General features: G+C 40.2%; 21 protein-coding genes. 16 read left to right on the top strand and 5 right to left on the bottom strand.

What is annotated here, in order from left to right; genetic code table 11:
* Window position 1: 1 nt before the first annotated feature.
* The 4 genes from I6758_RS10865 to groES all read right to left on the bottom strand — a co-directional run bounded on the left by I6758_RS10865 (window position 2) and on the right by groES (window position 5,018).
* Entirely contained in the window at window positions 2–2,515 is a 2,514-nt protein-coding gene (locus I6758_RS10865; RefSeq protein ID WP_196605296.1) for a DUF3656 domain-containing U32 family peptidase, read from the bottom strand.
* Window positions 2,516–2,615: 100 nt separating this feature from the next.
* The gene (locus tag I6758_RS10860; protein WP_196605295.1) at window positions 2,616–2,855 is read right to left on the bottom strand and encodes a cell division protein ZapA; all 240 of its coding nucleotides are present in this window, start codon (window positions 2,853–2,855) and stop codon (window positions 2,616–2,618) included.
* A 202-nt stretch (window positions 2,856–3,057) separates the two neighbouring features.
* Window positions 3,058–4,692, bottom strand: a complete 1,635-nt coding sequence (gene groL, locus I6758_RS10855; RefSeq protein ID WP_196605294.1) for a chaperonin GroEL — start codon at window positions 4,690–4,692, stop codon at window positions 3,058–3,060.
* 44 nt (window positions 4,693–4,736) lie between these two features.
* Window positions 4,737–5,018, bottom strand: a complete 282-nt coding sequence (groES, locus tag I6758_RS10850; protein ID WP_196605293.1) for a co-chaperone GroES — start codon at window positions 5,016–5,018, stop codon at window positions 4,737–4,739.
* Window positions 5,019–5,418: 400 nt separating this feature from the next.
* On the opposite strand from groES, the gene I6758_RS10845 reads away from it, so the two are divergent.
* From I6758_RS10845 to pyk, 15 genes are all read left to right on the top strand, one after another.
* Window positions 5,419–6,246, top strand: coding sequence for a Cof-type HAD-IIB family hydrolase (locus tag I6758_RS10845; protein ID WP_196605292.1), 828 nt, complete (start codon window positions 5,419–5,421; stop codon window positions 6,244–6,246).
* A 43-nt stretch (window positions 6,247–6,289) separates the two neighbouring features.
* Complete coding sequence (gene rapZ, locus I6758_RS10840) at window positions 6,290–7,183, top strand: RNase adapter RapZ (RefSeq protein WP_196605291.1); 894 nt, start codon at window positions 6,290–6,292, stop codon at window positions 7,181–7,183.
* A gap of 24 nt (window positions 7,184–7,207) precedes the next feature.
* Window positions 7,208–8,524 carry a gluconeogenesis factor YvcK family protein gene (locus I6758_RS10835; RefSeq protein WP_196605290.1) on the top strand — a complete coding sequence of 439 codons (1,317 nt, stop codon included), beginning with the start codon at window positions 7,208–7,210 and terminating at the stop codon, window positions 8,522–8,524.
* Window positions 8,525–8,537: 13 nt separating this feature from the next.
* Window positions 8,538–9,485, top strand: a complete 948-nt coding sequence (whiA, locus tag I6758_RS10830) for a DNA-binding protein WhiA (RefSeq protein WP_196605289.1) — start codon at window positions 8,538–8,540, stop codon at window positions 9,483–9,485.
* Window positions 9,482–10,270: a polysaccharide deacetylase family protein gene (locus I6758_RS10825; RefSeq protein ID WP_196605288.1), complete on the top strand. Its 789-nt coding sequence runs from the start codon at window positions 9,482–9,484 to the stop codon at window positions 10,268–10,270. The genes whiA and I6758_RS10825 overlap by 4 nt, the downstream gene beginning before the upstream one ends.
* Window positions 10,271–10,286: 16 nt before the next feature.
* Window positions 10,287–11,465 (top strand): copper amine oxidase, encoded by a 1,179-nt coding sequence (locus tag I6758_RS10820; RefSeq protein ID WP_196605287.1) that lies wholly within the window; start codon window positions 10,287–10,289, stop codon window positions 11,463–11,465.
* Window positions 11,466–11,556: 91 nt separating this feature from the next.
* Window positions 11,557–11,700 (top strand): six-cysteine ranthipeptide SCIFF, encoded by a 144-nt coding sequence (gene scfA / locus I6758_RS10815; protein ID WP_196605286.1) that lies wholly within the window; start codon window positions 11,557–11,559, stop codon window positions 11,698–11,700.
* 68 nt (window positions 11,701–11,768) lie between these two features.
* On the top strand, window positions 11,769–13,130 hold the full coding sequence (gene scfB, locus I6758_RS10810; RefSeq protein ID WP_196605285.1) for a thioether cross-link-forming SCIFF peptide maturase: 1,362 nt from the start codon (window positions 11,769–11,771) through the stop codon (window positions 13,128–13,130).
* A gap of 469 nt (window positions 13,131–13,599) precedes the next feature.
* Window positions 13,600–14,613, top strand: a complete 1,014-nt coding sequence (gene gap, locus I6758_RS10805) for a type I glyceraldehyde-3-phosphate dehydrogenase (RefSeq protein ID WP_196605284.1) — start codon at window positions 13,600–13,602, stop codon at window positions 14,611–14,613.
* Window positions 14,614–14,688: 75 nt separating this feature from the next.
* The gene (locus I6758_RS10800; RefSeq protein WP_196605283.1) at window positions 14,689–15,873 is read left to right on the top strand and encodes a phosphoglycerate kinase; all 1,185 of its coding nucleotides are present in this window, start codon (window positions 14,689–14,691) and stop codon (window positions 15,871–15,873) included.
* A 147-nt stretch (window positions 15,874–16,020) separates the two neighbouring features.
* Window positions 16,021–16,773 (top strand): triose-phosphate isomerase, encoded by a 753-nt coding sequence (gene tpiA / locus I6758_RS10795; RefSeq protein WP_196605282.1) that lies wholly within the window; start codon window positions 16,021–16,023, stop codon window positions 16,771–16,773.
* A gap of 29 nt (window positions 16,774–16,802) precedes the next feature.
* Window positions 16,803–18,326, top strand: a complete 1,524-nt coding sequence (gene gpmI / locus I6758_RS10790) for a 2,3-bisphosphoglycerate-independent phosphoglycerate mutase (protein ID WP_196605281.1) — start codon at window positions 16,803–16,805, stop codon at window positions 18,324–18,326.
* Between the two features lie 85 nt (window positions 18,327–18,411).
* On the top strand, window positions 18,412–19,107 hold the full coding sequence (locus I6758_RS10785; RefSeq protein WP_196605280.1) for an iron-sulfur cluster assembly scaffold protein: 696 nt from the start codon (window positions 18,412–18,414) through the stop codon (window positions 19,105–19,107).
* 29 nt (window positions 19,108–19,136) lie between these two features.
* Window positions 19,137–20,135 (top strand): GGGtGRT protein, encoded by a 999-nt coding sequence (locus tag I6758_RS10780; protein WP_196605279.1) that lies wholly within the window; start codon window positions 19,137–19,139, stop codon window positions 20,133–20,135.
* A gap of 158 nt (window positions 20,136–20,293) precedes the next feature.
* Window positions 20,294–21,709 (top strand): pyruvate kinase, encoded by a 1,416-nt coding sequence (gene pyk / locus I6758_RS10775; RefSeq protein WP_196605278.1) that lies wholly within the window; start codon window positions 20,294–20,296, stop codon window positions 21,707–21,709.
* A gap of 90 nt (window positions 21,710–21,799) precedes the next feature.
* Here pyk and I6758_RS10770 read toward each other — a convergent pair whose 3' ends face one another.
* A complete protein-coding gene (locus I6758_RS10770) occupies window positions 21,800–22,894 on the bottom strand; it encodes a hybrid sensor histidine kinase/response regulator (RefSeq protein WP_196605277.1) in 1,095 nt (364 codons plus the stop codon).
* 184 nt (window positions 22,895–23,078) lie between these two features.
* On the opposite strand from I6758_RS10770, the gene I6758_RS10765 reads away from it, so the two are divergent.
* Window positions 23,079–25,727, top strand: coding sequence for an ATP-binding protein (locus I6758_RS10765; RefSeq protein WP_196605276.1), 2,649 nt, complete (start codon window positions 23,079–23,081; stop codon window positions 25,725–25,727).
* Window position 25,728: the final 1 nt, after the last annotated feature.

Below are 25,728 nucleotides of genomic sequence, written 5' to 3'. Positions count from 1 at the left end.
ATTAATCGTTGCTCAAAATGCCGCGGAAAAAGTGACCACGTGTAAAATTAGTTCCCTCAATATTTTCAACGAGATCATTCTGAAATATTTTATGATATTTGCCTTTAGAAATAACTTCCCTGTAAAGCTTTACGGTCTCATGTAATTTGGTGCTGTTCATATATCTGCCGTCTATGCGCAATCTCTCCAGACCAAGTTCACATAAATCAGGTACATGTGACAGCATAACGAGTTCTCTGCCGTTAAGCACATGCATATGGCAAAATTGATCAGTGACAACGGGAAAGTGTTCATTTTTTCGATCTTTTATATAAAATTTACCGCTGGCACACGGTGCGCTGCATTTTCCTGTGTCCAGACTGCCAAGAAAACTGCCGGGCAAACAATACTCGGAAACCATAAGCTCAATATTGCCTTGTACAAATACTTCCAGCGGCAAAGAAGAGCATTTTAGCACAGCTTTTATTTGCTGCATATTCAATTCAGGGGACAGCATGCAGCCGGATATATTCTGTTCCTGTAAAAACTTTATTGCGGCATTGTTGAAGATATTCATTGAGTAATCTGTCCAGATGGGCAGTTTTATATCATATTGAGCACATAAATTTTGTATATGTTCTATTTGACCGATACTGTGCACATAAATTCCGGAAAACTTTTCAGCAGAAAGATTCCGGAAAAACATTTCTGCGACACCGGACTGTTCCTGCCGCAATATACGAGGCATGGAGAGATAAATCGGCGTATCTGCATTTTTGCACAGCAAAACGGCATTTGTGTATTCTTCCTCAGTGATACTCTGATGACTATAAGAGTCACCACCGAATAACACCCCGTCGCAGCCGCCCTTTAAAGCTGCATTCAGCTTTTTGATATTATCAACTGCCACAACTAATTTTACCGCATGCTTTTCACGGTTTCTCACTGGCAGCAGCGATTGTTTCCATGTATCGGATATGGCTGTTTCCTGTGGAATAAATCGCTGCAAACGTTTTTGTTCAAGAATATTCACTGCCTGACGGCGAATGTCATTTAAAATACTCATTGGCACCATCACAGAATCATCAATATCGCAATCTAAATTACGTAAGTAGTAAATAGTATTGCCCAGACGATCCATCTGTTTTATGGTTGTTTCGTAAGTAAGCGGTCTTTTTAAGGCCTTTTCAGCGATAAAATCAGCAGTGTAACTGCTATTCAGTTCATCGCCGTCTGTCATATCAATTTTCACCGCCTCGCCGATATGTGCGGTGATTTTGATATCAAGCGGCAGTTTGCGCACGGGATCACTGCTGTTGAAAAAAGCCTTTGCTTTTTCGTTCAGCTTGGAATCAAGAATTTTAAACACACGATCGTGTTCTTGAACGTGTCCCGGTAATTTTATACTGACTATTTCGCCATTATGTGCAGATTCTACATTTTTACCGCTGATTTTTAATTCCGTTACATTAGTATTTACACGTCCGCCGATTTTTACCCAGAAATCAATTTTGTCGCCTTTATTCAAATCTCCGGTAAGTTTTATGTCGGCAATATATGTCTGCTTATCGTATTTTTGGACACGGCCTATGAGTAAACCACGGTTATTGGGTTTGCTGTCACTGATCATTTTTCTGCCGGGCCGATCCAATAAATATGCAGTTGTAAAATCACGATTAAATATTTGGCTGAGTTCTTTTTTTACCTCTTTTTCTTGAAAAGAAACAGACTTATAATAAGAATCTATTTTTTTACGATAGGCATCCACTACTATTGCGACATATTCCGGTTTTTTCATGCGTCCCTCTATTTTAAAGGATGAGATGCCGGCTTCAATAAGCTTTGGAATAATATCAAAAGTATTCATATCGCGCGGGCTGAGCAGATATTGTCCGGCATCCGCGTTCTGTAAAAGGTCCGTTCCCTTTTCATCAACAAGAGTATAAGGAAGTCTGCAAGGCTGTGCGCAGCGGCCTCTGTTACCGCTTCTGCCGCCTATCATACTGCTCATGAGACATTGTCCTGAATAGCATACACAGATAGCGCCGTGGATGAAAGTTTCTATTTCAATATGCGTATGCCGACATATAAATTTTATATTTTCGAGGCTGACCTCTCTGGCCAAGACCACTCTGCTGAAATTCATTTTTTCCAGCATTTTTACACTGTCAAGATTATTGACACTCATCTGGGTACTGGCGTGAAGAGTCAGTTTTGGAGCAACGGAGCAGGCTATTTTCGCTACGCCAAGATCCTGAACAATAATTGCATCAACACCAATGGAATAAAGGAAAACGAGATAATCGGCAAGATCAGACAGCTCGCTGTTATCTACCAGCGTGTTTACTGTCACATGTATTGCTACATTGCGCATATGCGCAAAATCAACAGCTTTTTGTAACTCTTTCTTATTAAAATTATCAGCAAAAGCACGTGCGCCAAAAGTCTTCCCTGATAAATAGACGGCATCAGCACCGCTTTCTACAGCTGCTTTCAAAGATTCCCATGTTCCGGCAGGAGCTAGTAATTCAACCAAAAAAATACCTCCAAAATAATAAATATTAAGAATACAGCTTGGCAAACGCAAACAAAAATAAACGGCATGGAAATCCATACCGCCTCATTTTCCCATAAACTTATTTATCAAGCAGCTTAATCAAATCATCATAATCTTTTTTTAAACGGGAATAATCATCAGCCAAATGCAGCGCAGCAAGAACACCTATCCGCTGAATAGGTAAATATTGATTTTTTTTCACTAATTCACGCATCTTTGCATCGACCAAATCGGCTAATTCCTTCATGTATTCAATATCAACATCGCCCTTTATGGGATATTGTTCACCATAAATATCAATTGTAAGTTTATTTTCCATAATATGCCACCTGTAAAATATAAGGTCTACTGGTATTGATTTTATCAAAAGATAATTAAATATGCAAGGATACGGCAAAAGATTAGTGTGATTATCTGGCTGAAGTAAAAATATAGAGAAGCTAACAGCCAAATTTATAGTAAAAAGCCTCACAGAAATTCAATAAATTTCCGTGAGGCTTTCAATCATTATACGATCCGTATTACATCATGCCGGGCATGCCGCCGCCCATGCCACCGGGCATACCACCAGGAGCCGGTGCGTCCTTTTCAGGCTTATCCGCTATTAATGTTTCGGTCGTCAGAACCATTGCTGCTATGCTGGCAGCATTCTGCAATGCTGAACGTGTAACTTTTGCAGGATCAACTATGCCAGCGCCTACCATGTCAAGGTATTCGCCGGTAAGAGCGTTAAAACCCTTGCCTGTTCCAGCTTTTTTGACCTTTTCTACCACAACGGAACCTTCAAGTCCGGCGTTGTTTGCAATCTGGCGAACTGGTTCTTCGATAGCGCGCTTTACTATAGCAATACCGGTTTCTTCATCGCCTTCGGCCTTGATCTTATCCAGAGCAGGCAGGATGTCAATGAAAGTGGTACCACCGCCTGCAACAATACCTTCTTCAACAGCTGCACGTGTGGCGTTCAACGCATCTTCAATACGAAGCTTTTTGTCTTTAAGTTCTACTTCAGTTGCAGCACCAATTTCAATAACAGCTACGCCGCCGGATAATTTAGCCAGACGTTCCTGTAATTTTTCCTTATCGAAATCAGAAGTTGTTTCTGCCACTTGTTTTTTTATTTGTTCACAGCGAGCACTGATAGCTTTTTTGTCACCAGCACCATCAACAATCGTTGTTTCTTCTTTAGAGGAACGAACCTGACGGGCACGGCCAAGGTCTTCCAATTCTACACTGTCGAGTTTTCTGCCTAGTTCTTCCGTTATGACATTGCCGCCTGTTAATATAGCAATATCTTCGAGCATAGCCTTGCGGCGGTCACCAAAACCGGGAGCTTTAACTGCCAGAGCTTTAAATGTGCCGCGCAATTTATTTACAACGATGGTTGCCAAAGCTTCTCCATCAAGATCTTCCCCAATGATAACAATTTCTTTTCCCTGCTTTACAACTTTTTCAAGGATAGGAAGAATGTCACCGATAGCAGAAATTTTGCGGTCAGTGATAAGAATATAAGGATCATCCATGACTGCTTCCATTTTATCGGTATCAGTTACCATATATGGGGATATGTAACCACGATCAAATTGCATGCCTTCAACAACAGAAAGGTTTGTAGCCATTCCTTTTGATTCTTCTACGGTAATGACACCATCTTTGCCTACCTTTTCCATAGCGTTGGCAATCAAATCGCCCATTTCTTTGTCGCTGGAAGAGATTGTAGCAACCTGAGCGATAGCATCTTTACCTTCGACCTTATGAGATTTTGCCTTTATTTCTTCGACTAATGCCTTAACAGCTGCTTCAATACCTTTTTTTATGATCATAGGATTTGCACCGGCAGCTACATTGCGCATACCTTCATGGATCATGGCCTGTGCAAGTAAAGTTGCCGTAGTAGTACCGTCACCGGCAACATCATTTGTTTTTGTCGCAACTTCTTTTACGAGCTGAGCACCCATGTTTTCAAACGGATCTTCGAGTTCTATTTCACGCGCTATGGAAACACCATCATTTGTAATTGTTGGTGCACCAAATTTTTTATCGAGAACAACATTTTTACCTTTTGGACCAAGTGTTACTTTTACGGCATTTGCCAATGAATCAACACCCTTGCCAAGAGCGCGGCGAGCTTCTTCGCCGAATAAAATCTGTTTAGCCATTATAAAAAAACCTCCTGAAGTTTTTTATTGAAAATAACCTAAAATCAAGCTATCGCAAGTATATCGCTTTCGCGTACGATTAAATAGTCTACACCATCAACCTTGATTTCTGTGCCGGCATATTTAGAGAAAATGATCTTATCTCCTTTTTTTACTTCCGGAGCAACTTTTTGTCCGTTATCAAGGACTTTACCGCAGCCAACAGCTACAACTTCACCTTTTTGCGGTTTTTCTTTTGCTGTATCCGGTAATACGATACCGCTTGCGGTTTTCATATCTCCTTCAGAAACTTTGATTACAATTCTGTCGCCTAATGGCTTAATCATTGTATGTTCCTCCTTATAAAAACTAAATTACATTTATATTTTTGTTAGCACTCACTTTGAACGAGTGCTAACTACATTTCTTATGATAAATAAATTTCTATAAAAAATCAAGTGTTTTTCAAAAAAATATACAATTTTTTCATATCCTCTGAGGTATATCATCTTTTTTGCGAAAATTGATCCGCAAATGCATAGATTGATTTAAAGTGTTATAGATAATTTACTATTATAAGATTATATTAGTGCAGAAGTGTGCAGTAATCATTAATGCAGGTTTGATTTTTAAAAAACGGTTTGTTATAATTTCTAAAGTGCATATTGTTGAAGAAGATTTTATAAAGGTATGTTTTATGTTCTGCATTTTATATAAGACAAATTGATCAGTGAGGGACGGATAAGAATGAAAATAAAATTATTTGCTACTGATTTAGATGGTACGTTGTTGGACAGCAATGATAAAATTTCTCAAAAAAATATCGCGGCTATAAAGGAAGCTGTCAATGCGGGTACAATAGTTACTTTTGCTACAGGCAGAATGTATTCATCTGCAGTGCAGTACGCGCGGCAGACAGGGATCGATGTGCCGCTCATAACTTATAATGGTGCGCTGATAAAATCTACGTCCGGTAAAGTTTACAGTGAGCAGTATATAAATCCATTGGCAGTGCAAGAGTTTGTGGCTTATTGTGAGCATAAGCAATGGTATTTGCAGGTAAACAGCAATGATGCTTTATTTTTTCCGGTTTATCTGGAACGTTCCGCAGATTATGAAAGAAGTACAGGCATTAAGGGGGAGACTGTGGGCTGGCAGGAGTTAGGCCGTAAAAATGAAAATGTTGCTAAAATGCTGTTGGTCACGGCAGAATATGGAAAACAAGATGTGGAGGAAAAAATTCAGGAAGAAAATTCTATGATTTATGAACTCACACAGAAATTTGCGGGAAAAGTGATGCTGGTCAAGTCAAAAAGAGGGTTGATTGAAGTAATAAATCCTGCGGTAAGCAAAGCTAATGCACTGTATATCCTGGCCAAACAGTTTGGTTTTGGAATAGATGAAGTGATGGCTATAGGCGACGCCAATAATGATCTGCCAATGCTTGAAGCTGCCGGAAAAAGTGTAGCGATGGGAAATGCTGCTGATAATATTAAGTCAGTATGTGATTATCTGGTCGGAACAAATGATAATGATGGCGTAGCAGAGGCAATATATAAATATATACTGAAATAGGCTGTTGTATATTTATTATGCTTAATGAAGGGAAGTGAAAATATTGCAGCAGAAAGAAGACTTTCGCCTTATAATTGTCACAGGGATGTCCGGCAGTGGTAAAACACAGGCTTGTCGTAATCTGGAAGATCTGGGATATTTTTGTGTGGACAATCTTCCACCGGTGTTTATACCAAAATTCGCTGAACTTTGCATGCACTCGGCGGGACATGTGAGCCGGGTGGTGCTCGTAGTTGATACAAGAAGCCGCGAATTTTTTGATACATTTGTTCATGTCTTAAAGCAGATGGATGAAGAAAACAAGGCGTTCGAGCTGTTATTTATGGAGGCGTCCGATGAGGTTATAATAAGACGATATAAAGAAACAAGACGGCGCCATCCCATGGCACCAAGCTCGAGAATCAGTGAAGGAATCAACATGGAGCGCGAACGTCTGGCTGGTGTCCGTAATAAGGCCACATATATAATTGATACATCAGCGCTGCTTAAAACGGAACTAAAGCAAAAAATAGTCAGATTGTTTGGTGATGCTTATGTTGATCAGATGAATATAAATATTCTTTCTTTCGGTTTTAAATTTGGTATGCCGCTCGATGCTGATATGGTTTTGGATGTCAGATTTCTGCCCAATCCTTTTTATATAGAAAAAATGCGCCATAAAAGCGGTGCAGTGCCGGAGGTTGCTCAATATATAGCAAAATGGCCTGTAACTCAGCAATTTATGGAAAAACTGGATGACTTGGTGAATTTTCTCATACCGCAATATATAAAGGAAGGGAAGAGCCAGTTAGTCATAGCCATTGGCTGCACCGGTGGAATGCACAGATCGGTATTCATTGCCAGACATTTATTTGATTTATTGAAGAACAGAGGATACCTGGCCAATTTAGAGCATCGCGATTTAATGAAAAATGACGTTTATGAGCATTTGCAATAGCATTATTATGGAGGCAATGCATTTATGCATCTTTTAAAATGGCTTTACCCAGGTATGCGTTTCAAACGGTGGCTGTTTTTGTTTGCGATAGGCGTGCTTTTGATAAGCATAGGCCTTACTATTATTTTTAATTACAAATATATTGATGGAGTGGAGGAGTTTATCTTCCGTATAGTTTATACTGCCACCGGGACGTATAACTATACGATAACGAATGTAGTTGGTTTTTTGGTGGCTCTCATAGGGCTTGTAATAATGCTTGTAGCCATGCGAATGACGATAAGGTCCATAATTACTGTTTTGCTTCCGGACAGCTCAGAAAAGCTGGTCGATTTAATTTACGAAAAAAGAAAATTAGACAGGGGTCCGGCGATAACAGTTATAGGCGGAGGAACGGGGCTTTCTGTTTTGCTGCGTGGTTTAAAGGAGGCAACAAATAACGTAACCGCTGTTGTTACTGTTGCCGATGATGGCGGATCTTCAGGCAGACTGCGCAGTGAATTTGGCATAATCCCGCCCGGCGATCTCAGAAATTGCCTTGTAGCGCTTGCGGATACAGAGCCGCTTATGGAGAAATTATTTCAATATCGTTTTGAAGGGAAAAGTGCGCTTGCCGGGCACAGTTTTGGCAATTTATTTATAGCGGCAATGACTCAGGTAACGGGTGATGTGGAAAAAGCACTGATGGAATCAAGTAAGGTTTTAGCGGTAAAAGGGCGCGTTTTTCCTGCAAGCACGGCTAAAATAAGGCTAGATGCCACGATGCAGGACGGTACAGTAGTAGAGGGAGAATCACAGATACCGCTTGTCCACAAAAAAATTAAACGCGTACATATTTTTCCCAGACAGGTCGAGCCGGTTGCCTCTGCGATAAGTGCAATAAAAAATGCTGAAGCTATAATCCTAGGCCCAGGCAGCTTGTATACGAGTATTATGCCGAATCTGCTCGTCAACAACGTGGCTGAAACTGTCAGAAAAAGCAAAGCAATAAAAATATACATATGCAATGTTATGACTCAGCCGGGAGAAACAGACGGCTATACGGTTTCCATGCATGTAAAGGCTATTTTAGAGCATGCGGGCATTGGCAGTGTAGACTATGTTTTGGCAAATAATAAGCCGATTTCACCTTCACTGCAAGAGTTTTATGCTCAAAAAGGACAATATCCAGTTATAATCGATGAGGATGAAATACATGAACTTGGTGTTGGCTTTGTGAAAGCAGATCTTATAAATGAAACCAATGTCATTCATCATGATTCTGAGAAACTTGCCCATAATATTATGCAGATGGCCTATGGTTTGAAAACAGATAACAGAAGACGCAAAAAAAAGTATTAGATGGGGTGAACACATGCCGTCTTTTTCTACAGAAGTAAAAAACGAACTGTCCCATTTTAATGAAACCAGTCTATGCTGTCTGTTTGCGGAACTGGCTTCGCTTTTGCGTATGGACAGTACATTCATTCTCAGCGCGAAACATCATTTGGGTATTAATTTCTCAACGGAAAACGCAGCTGTGGCCAGGAGGGCATTAGCTTTTATAAAAGGTTTGTGTGTGGGTGAGATCAACACAGAACTTGTAGTAAAACGATCGCGCCGTCTGCAAAAAAATAATCGATATATTATTAGAGTGATACCTTCACCCGCGGTAGACGCATTACTGAGAAATATGAAATTTATTAATGACGACGGATTCAATATGGGCAGGGACAGCTACCTCCTCAGCAAGTACTGCTGTAAGGAAGCATATCTTCGCGGAGCCTTTCTTGGCGGAGGATCTGTAAACAGACCGGATGGTGGTTATCATTTAGAACTTTCCACCAGTAATTATGAATTTTCACGTCAGCTTTTAATATTACTGAATCAATTTAACTTTCCTGTAGGGGAAACTGCAAGAAAGGATTATTACGTTTTATATATTAAGGAAAGTGAAGCGATTATAAGTTTTTTGCGTATGATTGGGGCAGAGCAGGTACTTGAAGAATTTGAAAGCAAGCGTAATTTAAAGGAAGTACGCAATCAAGTCAATCGTCTGGTAAATTGCGAAACGGCAAATCTGCAAAAAACAATAGAAGCTTCGGTACGTCAGGTTCAGAATATGAAAAATCTGCTGGGCGATTCAAAAATGAAAATACTGCCGGAAGCTTTGAAAAAGACGGCATGGACGAGGATAGAATATCCTGATGCTTCATTAAGTGAATTGGCACAAATCCTTGGCATAGGTAAATCAGGAGTCAATCATCGTCTGCGCAAACTGGAGGCAATGGCACTTCGATTGAAGGAATGTGAAAAAGGATGAAGTCACTACGTTGGTTTATAATTGCCGGGCTGGTTTTTTTGCTTGTATTTGGAGTGGTTGCCATATATTTTTCCGGTGAGGATAAAAATAATATCCTCATTCTGGAATATCATAGAGTAAATGATGTTGATGATGATGAATATACAATATCCACGGAAGAATTCAGAAAACAAATTGAATATCTGTCTGAGCAGGGATATTCGACAATCAGTCTTATGAATTTTATAAGAGCTAAGAAATATGGTGATAAATTGCCGGATAAGTCAGTGATTTTAACCTTTGATGACGGTTACGAGGATAATTATACTGAAGTTATGCCTATTTTAGCTGAAAATAATATGACAGGGACTGTTTTTATTATAACAAACAGCATAGGGCTGGAAGGTTATCTTACTTGGGATCAGCTGAGAGAAATGCAGCTGGTAAATATGGAGATAGGCAGCCATACCGCTAATCATATACCATTAGCATCACTTGAGCCGGAAAAAATAAATGATGAAATTCATCTCTCAAAATTGTTAATGGAATGGAAAGGTTTGAAAACAATATATTTTTTCTCTTATCCGAATGGAAGCTATAATGACACGGCACAGACAGATCTCCGTGCAGACGGTTATCTGGGCGCTGTTACAGGCGATCCGGGAATCAATACTTTTGCTACGGATGCTTATCGGCTGCAAAGGACATATATTCCGAGATCAAAACTGGGCATGCTGGATTTCAAGTTAAGGATATTGAAAAGCAAACTTTATACTGAATTTAATATAAAACAAAATAAAATATAGAAATTTATGAGGAAAAATGGATTTTTTTAAACAAATAATATTATCGACTTTTGCAGCCATTGCAGTTGGCAGTGTTCTTTTCTGCGGTACAGTTCAGGCCCGCCACAAAGAAGATGCAAAGAATACGGTAGAAAAAACAAGGGAATATTCCATAAAAGCAAACTCACAAACATCAGATGAAAAGGCAAAATATTCCGCGGCAAGTTTTAAATCGCAAATAGATAAAATGACGGCCTGGCCTGTGAAGCGTATTGATAAAGAAGGAACGCTTATTTTTTCTGACAGTCCGGAGACAGTATATCAGGATGGTATACTGTATGAAGATACTGTCAGCGGAAAAGGTCGGTTGTATTATTATCATGTAAATGGTACCGATGAAGATAAAAAAGTAGTTGTTATGCTGACAAATGAAAGTAGAACAAATGCTGCGGATTTTCATATTACACGCTCTGCTCAGGCAGGACCGAGCGCAGATTATTTATATGTGGGAAAAACTTCACAGCTGCGGTATTTCGGATACCAGACATCGCGAGATGTCCTTATTGATAAAAAAAGCTCTCAAATATTAGAAAACAGAACAAATCGCATGGTAATTAAAAAGGACGAATTGGTTTGCGGCATATATGATTTCGAGACAGCAGCTCCTGTCAAGATAACGGTGATGATGCTGCCGATGGATGCCGATCCCTATGCTTTTATAAAAACGGCACCGGTTTTGCTCAAAGATGAGAGCAGGCTGCGCGGTACTTTTCAAAATATGGATCGTGTCCTGCAGGGAGAACGAAGATACAATCCTGAAAAAGATGGTGCCGTATATTTCACTGTTGCCGATGACAAGGACGATGCATATCTGACAGGCATTGATGCAACGGATGGCAGTACGGTCAAAAATTATGGCAATTATGGAGTGCTTTATTATTTGAATATGCCGACAGGAGGAATGGGCAAAGTCCATTATTATCTTCAACCGCTGGGCGGTGTTTATGCCGGGGCTATGACGGCGCAAATAAATAACAATGTAAGTGTCAATGTGCTGCCGACTCCTTCAGAACGTGCATTTTTTGGTGAAAACCAGCGTCAGGCATATTATGCTGATTTAGGAATATATAAGATAAGAGATAATGTCCTGTTTCAATATTCACCTCCCGGAGCATCCAATTTGCCCGTCAATATTATATTGGCGCCCGAGGAATAAATATATTTTCAGCGTAGATATTGATTGAAAGGTAAAAAAATTATACAATATATAATGTTATTGATTATTGATATAATAAGGAGGCTTTTTCATGAAACATATTAAGACAGTCAATAAACCATATCTGCAAAGCACCTTAAAAACAGGCGGCTGCGGTGAATGCCAGGCTTCATGTCAGTCTGCGTGCAAGACGTCCTGCACGGTAGGCAATCAAGTTTGCGAAAAAAAGCAATAATTTTCATTTAGTCTAAAAAAGGCTGTGTATGCAGCCTTTTTTTAATGTAAGAAAGGATTTATCTGTCAATGAATAAAAATATCCACAAGTTTCACTATAAAGATGTATATTTTCTGCTTGATGTGAACAGCGGAGCTGTCCACGCTGTTGATAAAATGATCGCCGATATGATGGATGTGTTTGACGGCAAAAATGATGATGACGTAATAAATAAATATATGAATATTTACAAACCCTTGGAAATAAAAGAGGCATTGTCAGAACTGCATCAGCTAATAGAAGCCGAACAATTATTTGCGCCGGATATTACCGTGCCGCCAGTATTCTCTGAAAAGGGCATTGTTAAATCAATGTGTCTTTTAGTAGCGCATGATTGTAATCTGCGCTGTAAGTATTGCTTTGCCGATACAGGAGACTTTGGTGCTGACAGGCAGCTTATGAATAGACAGGTAGGCGAAGCGGCAGTTGAATATATAATAGAGCATAGCGGCAGCAGAAAACACTGTGAAATAGATTTTTTTGGCGGAGAACCGCTGGTAAACATGCCTTTGGTGAAACATATAACAGCATATGTAAGAAAAAGAGAAAAAGAGGCAGGCAAAATATTCAAGCTGACTTTGACGACAAATGGCATACTGTTGAATGACGAGAATATAAAATTTCTGAATGACAATAATATAAGCGTAGTCATAAGTCTGGACGGAAGAAAAAGTGTACATGATCATATGCGCCCGGATGCCGGCGGACATGATACTTATAACAGGGCAGTGGCTAATTTTAAAAAGCTAGTCAAATCAAGAAACGATGAAAATTATTACATGCGAGGTACTTATACCAAATATAATCTTGATTTTACCAACGATGTGGTTTCAATGGCCGATGAGGGTTTTGACATCCTGTCTATTGAGCCCGTTATTGCCAAGGATGAAGATTACGCAATACTTGAAAGCGACCTGCCGCAAATATTTGCAGAGTATGATAAGCTGGTAAATACATATCTGCAGTATCGCCGCGAGGGCAGAGGATTTTTCTTTTTTCATTTCAATATAGACCTTAATAATGGTCCCTGTGTAGCAAAAAGGCTAAGCGGCTGTGGCGCCGGGCATGAATATTATGCTGTGGCGGCAAATGGCGATATGTACCCCTGCCATCAATTTGTCGGACGCGAAAAATATTTGCTCGGTAATGTATTCGAGGGCGTCACCAGCACACAAATCCCACAGCATTTCAGAAATTGCCATGTTCTGAATAAAGATAAGTGCCGTGACTGCTGGGCAAGATATTTCTGCAGCGGCGGCTGTCATGCCAACGCCGATCTTTTCAACAATGATATATATAAACCCTATGAACTGGGATGCGAACTGCAGAAGAAAAGATTGGAATGTGCGATTGCTGTTCAGGCATTAATGTCTATGGAAAACAGTCATTAATCTGTACTTGAATAAAATTTGCAGTTGATTTTGTTTAATTTTTCTGTATAATTTGCCACACAACTATTTTAATGGTGAAGAATAAGAAATTGACTTACGGAGTATTGATCAGCAAATTTCGGATGAAATTTGCTGATTTTATTTTTATTAAATTCTGCAATACGCGGCTGCATCTGCATAAAGAGAATTTTGTAGGCGGGCAGCGGCTAAACTACATGACAGATAATAACGCTTATTCACAATTTTCGATCGGTTCGAACTGCTCTATTTACAAGTAAAAACGTTGACAAATAATGGGTTTTTATTGTATCATAAATGGTGATAAAACTGTTGGAGTTTCTGGCAGTTTGGTATTTGTCGTTTGTCTGGATAAGGCTGCTGATCGTCTTTTAGCAGCGGGGTTATTCAGCCAACATATTCTGGAAAATTCCAGAAAACTTTTTTTAAAATTTTAGGGGGTATTTTTACAATGGCAGTTAAAGTTGCTATTAATGGGTTTGGTCGTATTGGCCGTCTCGCTTTCAGACAGATGTTCGACGCAGAAGGATATGATGTTGTTGCACTTAACGATTTGACAAGTCCTAAAATGCTTGCACATCTTTTGAAGTACGATTCTACACAGGGCAGATATAAATATGCTGATTCTGTAGAAGCTGGCGAAGATTCCATTACTGTAAATGGTAAGAAAATCACTATTTACAAAAAACCTAATCCTGAAGAATTGCCTTGGGGAGATCTTGATGTTGATATAGTGCTTGAATGTACAGGCTTTTTCGCTTCGAAAGACAAGGCTGCAGCACATATTAAAGCAGGCGCTAAGAAAGTTGTTATTTCTGCTCCGGCTGGCAGTGATCTTCCTACCATCGTTTACAACGTAAACCATAAGGCTTTAAAATCAAGTGACACTGTTATTTCCGCAGCTTCCTGCACCACAAACTGCTTGGCCCCTATGGCTGATGCATTGAACAAATTGGCTCCTATCCAGAGCGGTATTATGACGACAGTTCATGCTTATACTGGCGACCAGATGATTTTGGATGGTCCTCAGCGTAAGGGCGATCTCCGCCGTTCGCGTGCTGCTGCTATTAATATTGTACCTAACAGCACCGGTGCCGCAAAAGCTATTGGTCTTGTCATTCCTGAATTGAACGGCAAATTGATCGGTTCGGCACAGCGTGTTCCTACTCCTACCGGCTCGACAACTATTTTGGTAGCTGTTGTAAAAGGCAAAGTATCTGTTGAAGACATCAATAAGGCTATGAAAGCTGCTGAAACTGAATCTTTCGGTTACACTGAAGATCAAATCGTATCAAGCGATGTTATCGGCATGAGATTCGGTTCATTATTCGATTCTACACAGACAATGGTTGCTCCTATGGAAGACGGCAATACACAGGTGCAGGTCGTTTCATGGTATGATAATGAAAACAGTTTCACAAGTCAGATGGTTCGTACAATCAAATACTTTGCTGAACTGAAGTAATATTGTTCGGCCTTATGCCTAATAAGGTCCGGCCTTAATAGGCCGGACCTATTTTATGATTAGCGGAGGATTGAAATGAATAAAAAGACAATCAGAGATATTGATGTAAACGGCAAAAAAGTATTTATCCGTGTGGATTTCAATGTTCCTATGGATGAAAATCAAAATATCACCAATGATAAAAGAATAAGAGCCACACTTCCTACGCTCAATTATCTGCTGGAAAAAAATGCTGCCCTTATTTTGGCATGCCATGTTGGTCGTCCTAAAGGTCAGCGCGTTCCTGAACTTTCTGTTAAACCTATAGTGAAGAGACTTTCTGAGCTTTTGGGAAAAGAAGTAAAATACGCTGAAGATTGCGTTGGCAAACCGGCAGAAGAAGCGGCAGCTTCATTAAAACCCGGCGAGGTCCTTTTATTGGAAAACCTTCGCTACCATAATGAAGAAACAAAAAATGATCCGAAATTTGCAAAACAGCTGGCATCCCTGGCTGATGTGGCAGTTGATGATGCCTTTGGCGTTTCTCACCGGGCACATGCATCCAATGTTGGTATTGCCCAATATGTTGAAGTCGTCAGCGGTTTTCTTGTAGAAAAAGAAATAAAATTTATTGGGCAGGCACTTGCTGCGCCTAAAAAACCTTTTGTAGCCATTATTGGTGGTGCAAAAGTTTCTGATAAAATAGGTGTTATTTCTAATATGATAGAAAAAGTCGATACAATTATTATCGGCGGCGGTATGGCTTACACTTTTCTTGCATCACAAGGATATAATATCGGCAAATCCATCTGCGAAGAAGACAAAATTGATCTTGCAAAAAATCTTTTGGCAAAAGCAGCTTCAAAAGGTGTAAAAGTATTATTGCCTGCAGATGTGGTAATTGCTGATAAATTTGCTGCGGATGCTGCCACTAAAATTGTGCCTGTCGACAAAATAGATCCTGAATGGATGGGACTGGATTGCGGTCCTGAAAGCTGTAAAATGAATGCTGCGGTTTTAAAAGATGCAAAAACTGTTGTTTGGAACGGGCCGATGGGTGTATTTGAATTTGATGCCTTTGCTAAAGGAACAGAAGCTGTTGCTAAGGCAGTCGCAGAATCCGGTGCCGTGAGTATTGTCGGCGGTGGTGATTCTATTGCTGCGTTGAAAAAAACAGGTCTTTCTGATAAGATCAGCCATATTTCGACAGGCGGCGGCGCTACATTAGAATTCCTCGAAGGAAAACCTATGCCTGGCATTGAAGCAATTGCAGATCTTTGATATAATGCAGTGAAATACTAGGGATAACAATTACTAAAGCGGCTTATGTCTGTTTTAGTAATTTGTTGTGCCTTATAAACTTATCCTGTTAGCTCGATAATCAAATCGGAAATTTTTTTATTAATATGAAAAAAGGTGGTTTTTACTATGCGCAAGGCAGTAATAGCTGGCAATTGGAAGATGAACAATACAATCGCCGCAGGAAAACAATTAATTAAGGATTTAGCACCCTTGGTGAAGGAAAACAGTAAGGTTGATATAGTTGTGTGCCCAACATATACAGCACTTGCAGCTGTTGTGGAAGCTGCTAAGGGCACCAATATTCATGTAGGTGCGCAGAATGTACATTGGGAAAAAAGCGGTGCATTCACCGGTGAAATTTCTACAGATATGTTGAAAGAAATCGGTGTCGAGTATGTCGTTATAGGTCATTCAGAACGCCGTGAATATTTCGGCGAAACAGATGAAGGGGTAAATAAACGCTCCAGAGCAGCTTTAGCGGCAGGTCTTGTGCCGATTATCTGCTGCGGTGAAACCTTGGAAATACGTGAAGCTGGCACGACGAATACATTTGTCAAAGGACAGATTGAAGCAGCTCTGAATCAAATGACAGCTGACGATGTTGTTAAGGCTGTTATAGCATATGAACCTATCTGGGCTATTGGTACAGGAAAAACAGCTACTTTTGAACAGGCTGAAGAAGTATGCGCTGTTATTCGTGAAACGATTGCTGCACAATTTGATCAGACGACCGCTGATAAAGTACGTATTCAATATGGCGGAAGTGTAAAACCGACTACAATTGACGGACTCATGCAGAAACCTAATGTTGACGGTGCTTTAGTGGGCGGGGCTTCCTTAAAAGCTCCCGACTTTGCGCGTATTGCAAATTTTAATTAATAATAGATTAGGCAAGAGGTTATTTATATATGTCAAAACTCAAAAATCCGGTTGCTCTTATTATAATGGACGGATGGGGAATAGGGACTGCTAATGATCCTAATAATGCAGTGACAAAAGGAAAAACCCCCGTTATAGATAAGCTCTTTAAAAATTACCCTTATGCTCAATTGGCTTGTTCAGGTGAGGCGGTAGGTCTTCCTGACGGACAGATGGGAAATTCAGAAGTAGGGCATATGAATATGGGAGCCGGAAGGGTAGTATACCAGGAACTCACACGTATTACCAAGGCTATCCGTGAAAAAACATTTTTTGCCAATCCTGTATTTTTAGATGTCATGGCACAGGTGAAAAAATCCGGCGGAGCTCTCCATCTGATGGGACTCTTGTCCGACGGCGGAGTGCACAGTCATCAGCAGCATTTATACGCGCTAATTGAATTGGCAAAAGAAAGCGGCATAGAAAATGTATATGTGCATGCATTTTTGGATGGTCGGGATGTGCCTCCTTCAAGCGCTGCAGGCTATTTATCTCAGCTGGAAGACAAGCTTAAGGAAATTGGCACAGGCAGTATTGCCACCATCGCCGGGCGTTATTATGCCATGGACCGTGATAAAAGATGGGACCGTGTTGAAAAGGCGTACAAGGCTGTTGCCAAGGCTCAGGGCAATAAGGCAGAAAATGCTGCTGATGCCATAAATGCGTCTTATGCGGATGAAAAAACTGATGAATTTGTGATCCCTACTGTCATAGGAACGTATCAAGGCATGAAAGACGGAGACGGGGCGGTATTCTTCAATTTCCGGCCTGACAGGGCACGCGAACTTACGCATGCATTTACAGATGAAAAATTTGATGGATTTGATCGCGGGAGCAAGGTGAAATTGTCATTTGCAATAATGACGCAGTATGAAAAAGGGATAAATGCCCAAATAGCTTACAAACCTGAAAAGCTGACTAATACATTAGGGGAAGTTATTTGCAGCAATGGTTATAAGCAGCTGCGAATTGCTGAAACAGAAAAATATGCGCATGTAACGTTCTTTTTCAATGGCGGAGTTGAACAGCCTCTGGAGGGTGAAGACCGGATCTTGGTGCCATCTCCAAAGGTTGCAACATACGATCTTCAGCCTGAAATGAGTGCTGGTGAAGTTACTGATAAGGTAGTCGATGCAATAAAATCGGAAAAATATGATTTTATTATTTTGAACTATGCTAACGGTGATATGGTCGGACATACAGGCATTCTGCCTGCCGCTGTAAAAGCTGTAGAAACAGTTGATACTTGTGTCGGCCGTTTTGTAGATGCCATAAAATCAGTGGGAGGTACAGTTTGCATAACTGCTGACCATGGCAATGCTGAAAAGATGTTCGATGCAAAAACAAATGAACCTTTCACGGCACATACTACCAATCCTGTTCCGTTTATTGTTGTCTCCGATAAAATAAAAAATGTCCGTGACGGAGCATTATGCGATATTGCACCGACATTGCTGAAGCTTGCCGATGTTTCTATACCGCAGGAAATGACGGGCACACCGCTTATAGATTAAATGTCAGTATGTTCATCTTGACATATAAGTCGGATAAATATATTATTGTTTAGTGGATTATTACAGTGAAGAGAGGAATACAGATATGATTTATTCAGAAGAAGTCAGCAACATGACATGTGTTGCCAAAGGTATCGAAAACCATGGTCCCGCTCCGATTCCTGAAGAAGGTAAATGGGTGCAGGCTAAGGAAGTAAAAGATATCAGCGGTTTGACACATGGTGTTGGTTGGTGCGCTCCGCAGCAGGGGGCCTGCAAATTAACATTAAATGTGAAAGACGGCATCATTCAGGAAGCATTGATAGAAACGATTGGCTGTTCAGGTATGACACATTCAGCGGCAATGGCTTCAGAACTTTTACCGGGAAAAACGATCTTAGAAGCACTCAATACGGATTTGGTCTGCGATGCTATCAATACTGCTATGCGTGAACTGTTCCTGCAAATTGTTTATGGCAGAACACAAACAGCCTTTTCAGAAGGTGGTCTTCCTATCGGCGCAGGGCTTGAAGATTTGGGAAAAGGCCTCAGAAGTCAAATAGGGACCATGTATGGTACTCTTAAAAAGGGATCACGTTATCTGGAAATGGCTGAAGGTTATGTTACCAGAATCGCCTTGGATAAAGACGATGCGATAATCGGTTATGAATTTGTCCATCTTGGCAAAATGATGGAAATGATTCGTAAGGGCACGTCTGCTCAGGAAGCTATGGATAAGGCCAAGGGGTCCTACGGCAGATTTGCAGAAGCCGCAAAATATGTGGATCCGCGTAAAGAATAATAAAAGGGAACGGGAAGGAATGAAAGAGTATGGCATTATTTGAAAGTTATGAACGTCGTATTGATAAAATAAATAAGGTCTTAAGTGGATATGGCATTTCCTCTGTAGAAGAAGCTAAGAAAATATGCGACGAAAAAGGTATAAATGTTGCTGAAATAGTGAAAAGCATTCAGCCTATTTGTTTTGAAAATGCATGTTGGGCCTATACTGTTGGTGCTGCTATTGCTATAAAAAAAGGATGCACAAAAGCTGCAGAAGCAGCTAAGGCTATTGGTGAAGGGCTTCAGTCCTTTTGTATACCTGGTTCTGTCGCTGATCACAGAAAAGTGGGTCTGGGACATGGTAACCTGGCTTCCATGCTTTTATCAGAAGATGCAAGCTGTTTTGCTTTTCTGGCAGGTCATGAATCATTTGCTGCAGCTGAAGGTGCTATCGGTATTGCGGGAAAGGCTAATCGTGTCAGAAAACAACCTTTGCGCGTTATTCTGAACGGACTGGGCAAGGATGCTGCTCAAATTATTTCACGTATCAATGGTTTTACCTATGTGCAGACACAATATGATTATGCAACAGGTAAACTTAATGTTGTTAAAGAAATCGCTTATTCAGACGGTGTACGCAGTATGATAAAATGCTATGGAGCTGACAGTGTTCAGGAAGGTGTTGCTGTCATGCATAAGGAAGATGTAGATATTTCCATTACGGGAAATTCTACTAATCCGACAAGATTCCAGCATCCTGTAGCAGGCTGCTACAAAAAAGAATGTATCGAAAAAGGCAAAAAGTTTTTTTCTGTAGCATCCGGCGGCGGTACAGGCCGTACGCTGCATCCTGATAATATGGGTGCAGGTCCTGCTTCATATGGCATGACTGATACTATGGGCCGCATGCATTCTGATGCACAGTTTGCCGGATCTTCTTCAGTTCCCGCACATGTTGAAATGATGGGGTTGATCGGTATGGGCAACAATCCTATGGTTGGGGCAAGTGTGGCTGTGGCAGTTGCTGTTGAGGAACATACGAAATAATTAAAAATGACGGAGATGCACAGGAAATATTTCCTATGCATCTCTTTTAAGTTTTTACGGATGCATATTACTGCTTTGATATGTATGATAATTTATGTTACAATAGACATGCAGTATTATAAAAATGGGAAGAAATATTTTAATTAGGTGGGGGTTTTATGTTGAAAAAAACAAAAATAGTATGTACCATGGGTCCTAATGTGGACAAGGATCATATGCTTCTTGAGGACATGATCAATAATGGAATGAATGTTGCCCGTTTTAATTTCTCGCATGGTGATTATGCAGAACATGAAAAACGCATTAATTTAGTAAAGCAGACTGCTCGTAAACTGGGCAAAACAATTTCTTTAGTCCTTGATACAAAAGGGCCTGAAATGCGTTTAGGCGATTTTGCCGGCGGTAAGGTATTCTTAAAAAAAGGCAATAAATTCACCATCACCAACAGTGATGAACCTGGTGATGAAACTCATGTAGCCATCAACCACAAAAATCTTTACGCAGAAGTTAAACCCGGTAATATTCTGCTCCTTTCCGACGGACTTGTAGGTCTCCGTGTAGATGAAATTTCCGGTAAAGATATAGTTACGACGATTCTCAATGATGGGCCTATGAGCACACGCAAGCGTGCAGCAGCTCCAGGAGTATCACTCGGACTGCCCGCTATTTCTGAACAGGATAGAAATGATATAATTTTCGGTATTAAGCATGATATGGATTTTGTTGCAGCTTCTTTTATACAACGTGCTGATGATGTAGAAGAAATACGCGGCTTGATCAGAGATCACAGCGGTCATATGGAAATTATTCCAAAAATCGAATGTGCCGAAGGTGTCAAGAATATTGATTCAATAATAGCGGCTTCAGATGGTATCATGGTGGCTCGCGGAGATCTCGGCGTAGAAATTCCTGCTGAAGATGTTCCTCTTATTCAGAAAGAAATCATCAAAAAATGCAACAAAGTAGGCAAACCAGTTATTGTTGCGACACAAATGCTTGAAACAATGACTACAAACCCGCGCCCAACTCGTGCTGAAGCCTCCGATGTTGCTAATGCTATTTTTGATGGTACTGACGCAATAATGCTCAGCGGTGAATCTGCTAACGGCGACTATCCTGTAGAAGCAGTTAAAGTTATGGATTCTATTGCTAGACGTGTTGAATCAGCGCTTGAATATAAACATATCTTCATCAATAAGGGTTTTTCCCGCCAATCAACAACTACAGATGTCATTGCACATGCAACGGTACAGATGGCTTATGAACTTGATGCTAAGGCCATTATTGCTCCTACCGAAAGTGGTTATACAGCACAAGTGGTATCAAAATATCGTCCGGAAGCAGCTATTATTGCTTATACACCAAATGAAAAAGTAGCGCGTCATTTAAATCTTCGTTGGGGTGTAGTGCCTATTGCAGGCTCTGATTGGGATGATGTAGAGGAAATGATCGTCACAGCAACAGCTGCAGCCGTTGCAAGGGGAATCGTAAAACAGGGCGATAAAACTATTATTACCTCCGGTGTGAAATTTGCTGAAGGAAATACAAGCACAATCCGTATTCATACGATTTGATCTTCAGTTCTGATAAATGTGATCAAAAGAAGTGTACTGACGCTGAGATAAATATCTCGGCGTTTTATTTTTTTGCGGATAAAGTAGAGCTTATAATTCGTCAGCGGCCTTGCAAGGCAGAGAAAAAAAGAAAGAGGCACCTTTATCAGGCTTTCCCGTGATCCATGCCGTGCCGCCTTGTCTTTGCAAGATGCGCTGGCAGATGGCCAGACCGACGCCGCTGCCTTCAAATTCTCGGGCGGAATGAAGACGTTCAAATACATGAAATAGTTTTTTTACATAACGCATATCGAAACCGGCACCATTATCTGTAACAGAAAAAACCAGATACTTTTCTGTCTGGCGGCATGTTACTCGTATTATGGCGGGATCTTTTTTTCTTGTGTATTTCAGAGCGTTGGATAAAATATTTTGACATAAAAGCTTGAAGAGGATTGGATCGGCTGCTATAGAAGGCAGCTTTTCGAGATGAAAACATATTTTTCTGGATGGTTCCAATGTATGCAGTTCATTATAGGTTTCAAAAAAGATTTTATTGGTATCTATTTTGTTGATGCTTATTTCTTTGCTGCCGGCATGAGAATATTCTAATAAATGATCAATAATAGCAGTGACTTCACGGGTTTTTTCCTGTATATTTACCGCAAGAGTTTTTTCATCCGATGAAAATTTTCCATTACAGTCCTGCAGCAGAAAATCTATAAGGCGTTTTATGGAAAGCAATGGAGATTTCAGATCATGAGCAACAGAATAGGAAAAACTGTCGAGACTTTTATATGCGTTCTCCAGATCCTCGGTTCTTTGCATGAGTTTGAGCTGTGTATTGACACGTGCTATCAGTTCGGCTGGTTTAAAGGGTTTAGTAACGTAATCCTGTGCACCTATAGCAAAGGCTTTTTTTATACTTTCTTCGTCATCGCTGGCTGTTAAGAAAACAACAGGGATTTTTTTATATTCAACATTATTTTTTAACAGCTGACAAAAATCAAATCCATTCATTTCCGGCATAGTTACGTCAAGTAAAATAATATGGGGTATTTGGAATTGCAATAATTTTAAAGCTGACTGTGCGCTTTTGGCAACACGGATCGTGAAATCAGATCGTTTGAGAATGCAGCTTGCCAATTCAATGCTTTCGGGAGAATCATCAATTATAAGAATTTGTTTTTCATATGGTATTGACATAAAAACACCTTTTCTTTTTAGCTATTATTTTAACATATTAATCCTTTTCTGCAAGAAATGAGAAATAAGATATTTGTTATTTTGCAATAATTGGACTATAATATAAAAATAGATTTTGGCAATGAAGCCTGACCGCATCCCCGGTCGGGTTTTTTTTTGCACATTTTTATAAACGGAGGTTTGCATGAAGAATTTTATTATGACGCAAGCATGGCTGAGCCGTTTTATGGTAATTAGTTTTTTCATGATCACAGCCTTGCTTGCTGTCAGCAGCATATATATGAAAATGAATATAAACGCGGAAAAAACAGCCGAAGAACATCGGATAATGTTCCAGCAATTAGGGGAATCCTTAGCAAAAGCTTCAGATTATTTAACTGCTGAAGGCCGAAAATATGCCGTAACGGGTGATCGAATACATATGGAAAATTATTGGCGGGAAATAGAACAGACACGTACAAGAGATTATGTAATTGAAAAAATGCATTCAGCTAATGCTCCCGAAGATGAATTAGCCCTGTTGGAAGAGGCAAAAAAGTATTCTGACGAACTTGTGGAAACAGAACGCCGCTCCATGCGGCTGGTGTTGGAGGCGGAGCATATATCTGAAGATATGATGCCCGTATCGGTAGCCAGCAAGAAGCTGGAAAGCAGTGATGTCCTTCTGTCGGATAAAGAGAAAAGAGCAAAGGCTGTAGAAATAATGTTTGACAATAAATATGATATAAGCAAGGAACATATCATGAAGCCTATAGCTGCTTTCCAGCAGGCAATGAACAGCCGTCTGGAAAATGAACTATTGAATGCTCGTCAGAATCTTTATCGTGCTTTTATTCTGCAGGTAGTTCTTGCCTGTATAATAATCGCCGAAATTCTGGGTCTGATGCGCATATTTATATTGTATATTACGCGTCCTATACAGCACTATACAAAAAAATTGGAAATATTTTCTTTCCAGCAATATTTTTCTTTGCGGGCAGAAGGAACAAAAGAACTCTGTATTCTGGCGGATGTGTTCAATGCACTGTATTTGTCTTTTCAAGAAGAATTAAAAAAACGCAGAGAAACCGAAAAACGCATGATCATTGCAAAGGAAGATGCCGAAAAAGCCAATGCAGCCAAAAGTGAATTTTTGGCTAATATGAGCCATGAAATACGAACTCCTCTGAATACTATTATCGGTTATCATTATATGATGGAAAAACAAAGACTTTCAGCAAAAGTTTCGGCCTATGCCGGCAATATTGGGCTGGCAGCTCAGAATCTATTGGATATTGTCAATGAAATCCTGGACTTTTCAAAAATAGAATCGGGAAAGATAGAGTTAGAAGTGACTCCGTTCAATTTTAGAAAAACATTGATAGATATATACAATATGATCAATGTCGAAACGGAGAAAAAAGGAATTGATTTTTCTTTAGAGATTGACGAATCAGTACCGGAAATCGTTCTTGGTGATGCTTTCCGTTTAAAAAGAGTTGCACTGAATCTTTTGGCCAACGCAGTAAAGTTTACAGAACACGGCTTTATTCATTTTAAGGTCAGTTCAATAGTCAGGGAAAAGGAAGAATGGGTAGAAATGTCTATTGCAGACAGCGGAATCGGTATCGCAGAAGATGCTCAAACACATTTATTCGAAGCTTTCACACAGGCTGACATATCCACTTCCCGCCGCTTTGGCGGTACGGGACTGGGACTCGCCATAAGCAGGCAGATTGCATTTTTAATGAATGGATATATAAAAGTAATAAGCAAATTGGGTGCCGGATCGACATTTATTTTGACTTTTCCGGTGCAGCGTGCAGGCAAATCTGTACTACAGGAAAAGGAAGCAGTACCTGATATAAAATTTTACAATATTAAACTTTTATTGGTGGAAGATAATACAGTCAATCTGTATATGACAGAGGAAATACTTGTTGATTTCGGCTTCACGGTGACGATAGCCGACAGTGGAAGAAAAGCGATCGAATTGTCTGCGGCGGACAAATATGATCTCATATTGATGGACATCAGGATGCCGATAATGGACGGTTATGAAACGGCAGAATGTATACAGAAAAGCTCAAAAAATATTGATACACCAATAATAGCCTTGTCTGCGGATGTTTTTGGAGATGTTCAGAAAAAGGTATTTGCGTCCGGGATGGCTGGATATTTGGAAAAACCATTGCAGCTGGATAAACTGGGAAGAATATTATCAGCTGTTTTAAAAATACCTGTAACTGCTTTACCGGCATCAGTCCCGATAACTGACGTATTTTTTGATCCTCAGAGTGTAATTGAAAAGCTTAGTGGAAAGACATCCGTATATAAAAAGGTACTTTCTTTGTTTTATCTTCAGCACCAAAATGATGCTGAAGAAATAGAGAAATGTATTTTGCGGGGAGATCGTTCCAGGGCCTTTGAGTGTCTGCATGAATTGAAGGGAGCGGCAGGAAATATCGGAGCTAACGGACTTTATAAGGCGGCAGCGGATCTTTATGATATGCTGAAAGAAGAGCGAACAGAGGGGACAGTCAATAATTTTATCGGAATATTTATCAATTCAATGGAAAAGATTGATAAATATTTACGGAGGCAGGCAGAGGAAGTTTCGCCAATAGCCGCCTTGCCAAATGCATCTGCCGCCGATACGCATAAACTTCTCCAAATGCTGCAAAGCGGTGATTTCACGGCGAAGGAATCCTGCCGCAGAATGAAGGCGGTCTTATGCGGTATTTTTGGGAAAAATTTTTATACGCGCTTATGGCAGGAAGTAAATATATATGATTTCCCCGCAGCAGCAGTATTGTTGAGCAACGAGATGCAAAATAGGAAGGATGAGTTGTAAT

The sequence above is a fragment of the Pectinatus haikarae genome, from assembly GCF_015732185.1.
Lineage (GTDB): Bacteria > Bacillota > Negativicutes > Selenomonadales > Selenomonadaceae > Pectinatus > Pectinatus haikarae.
The sequence above is the reverse complement of the archived record's forward strand: the minus strand, read 5'-3'. Positions and strand labels throughout refer to the sequence as shown.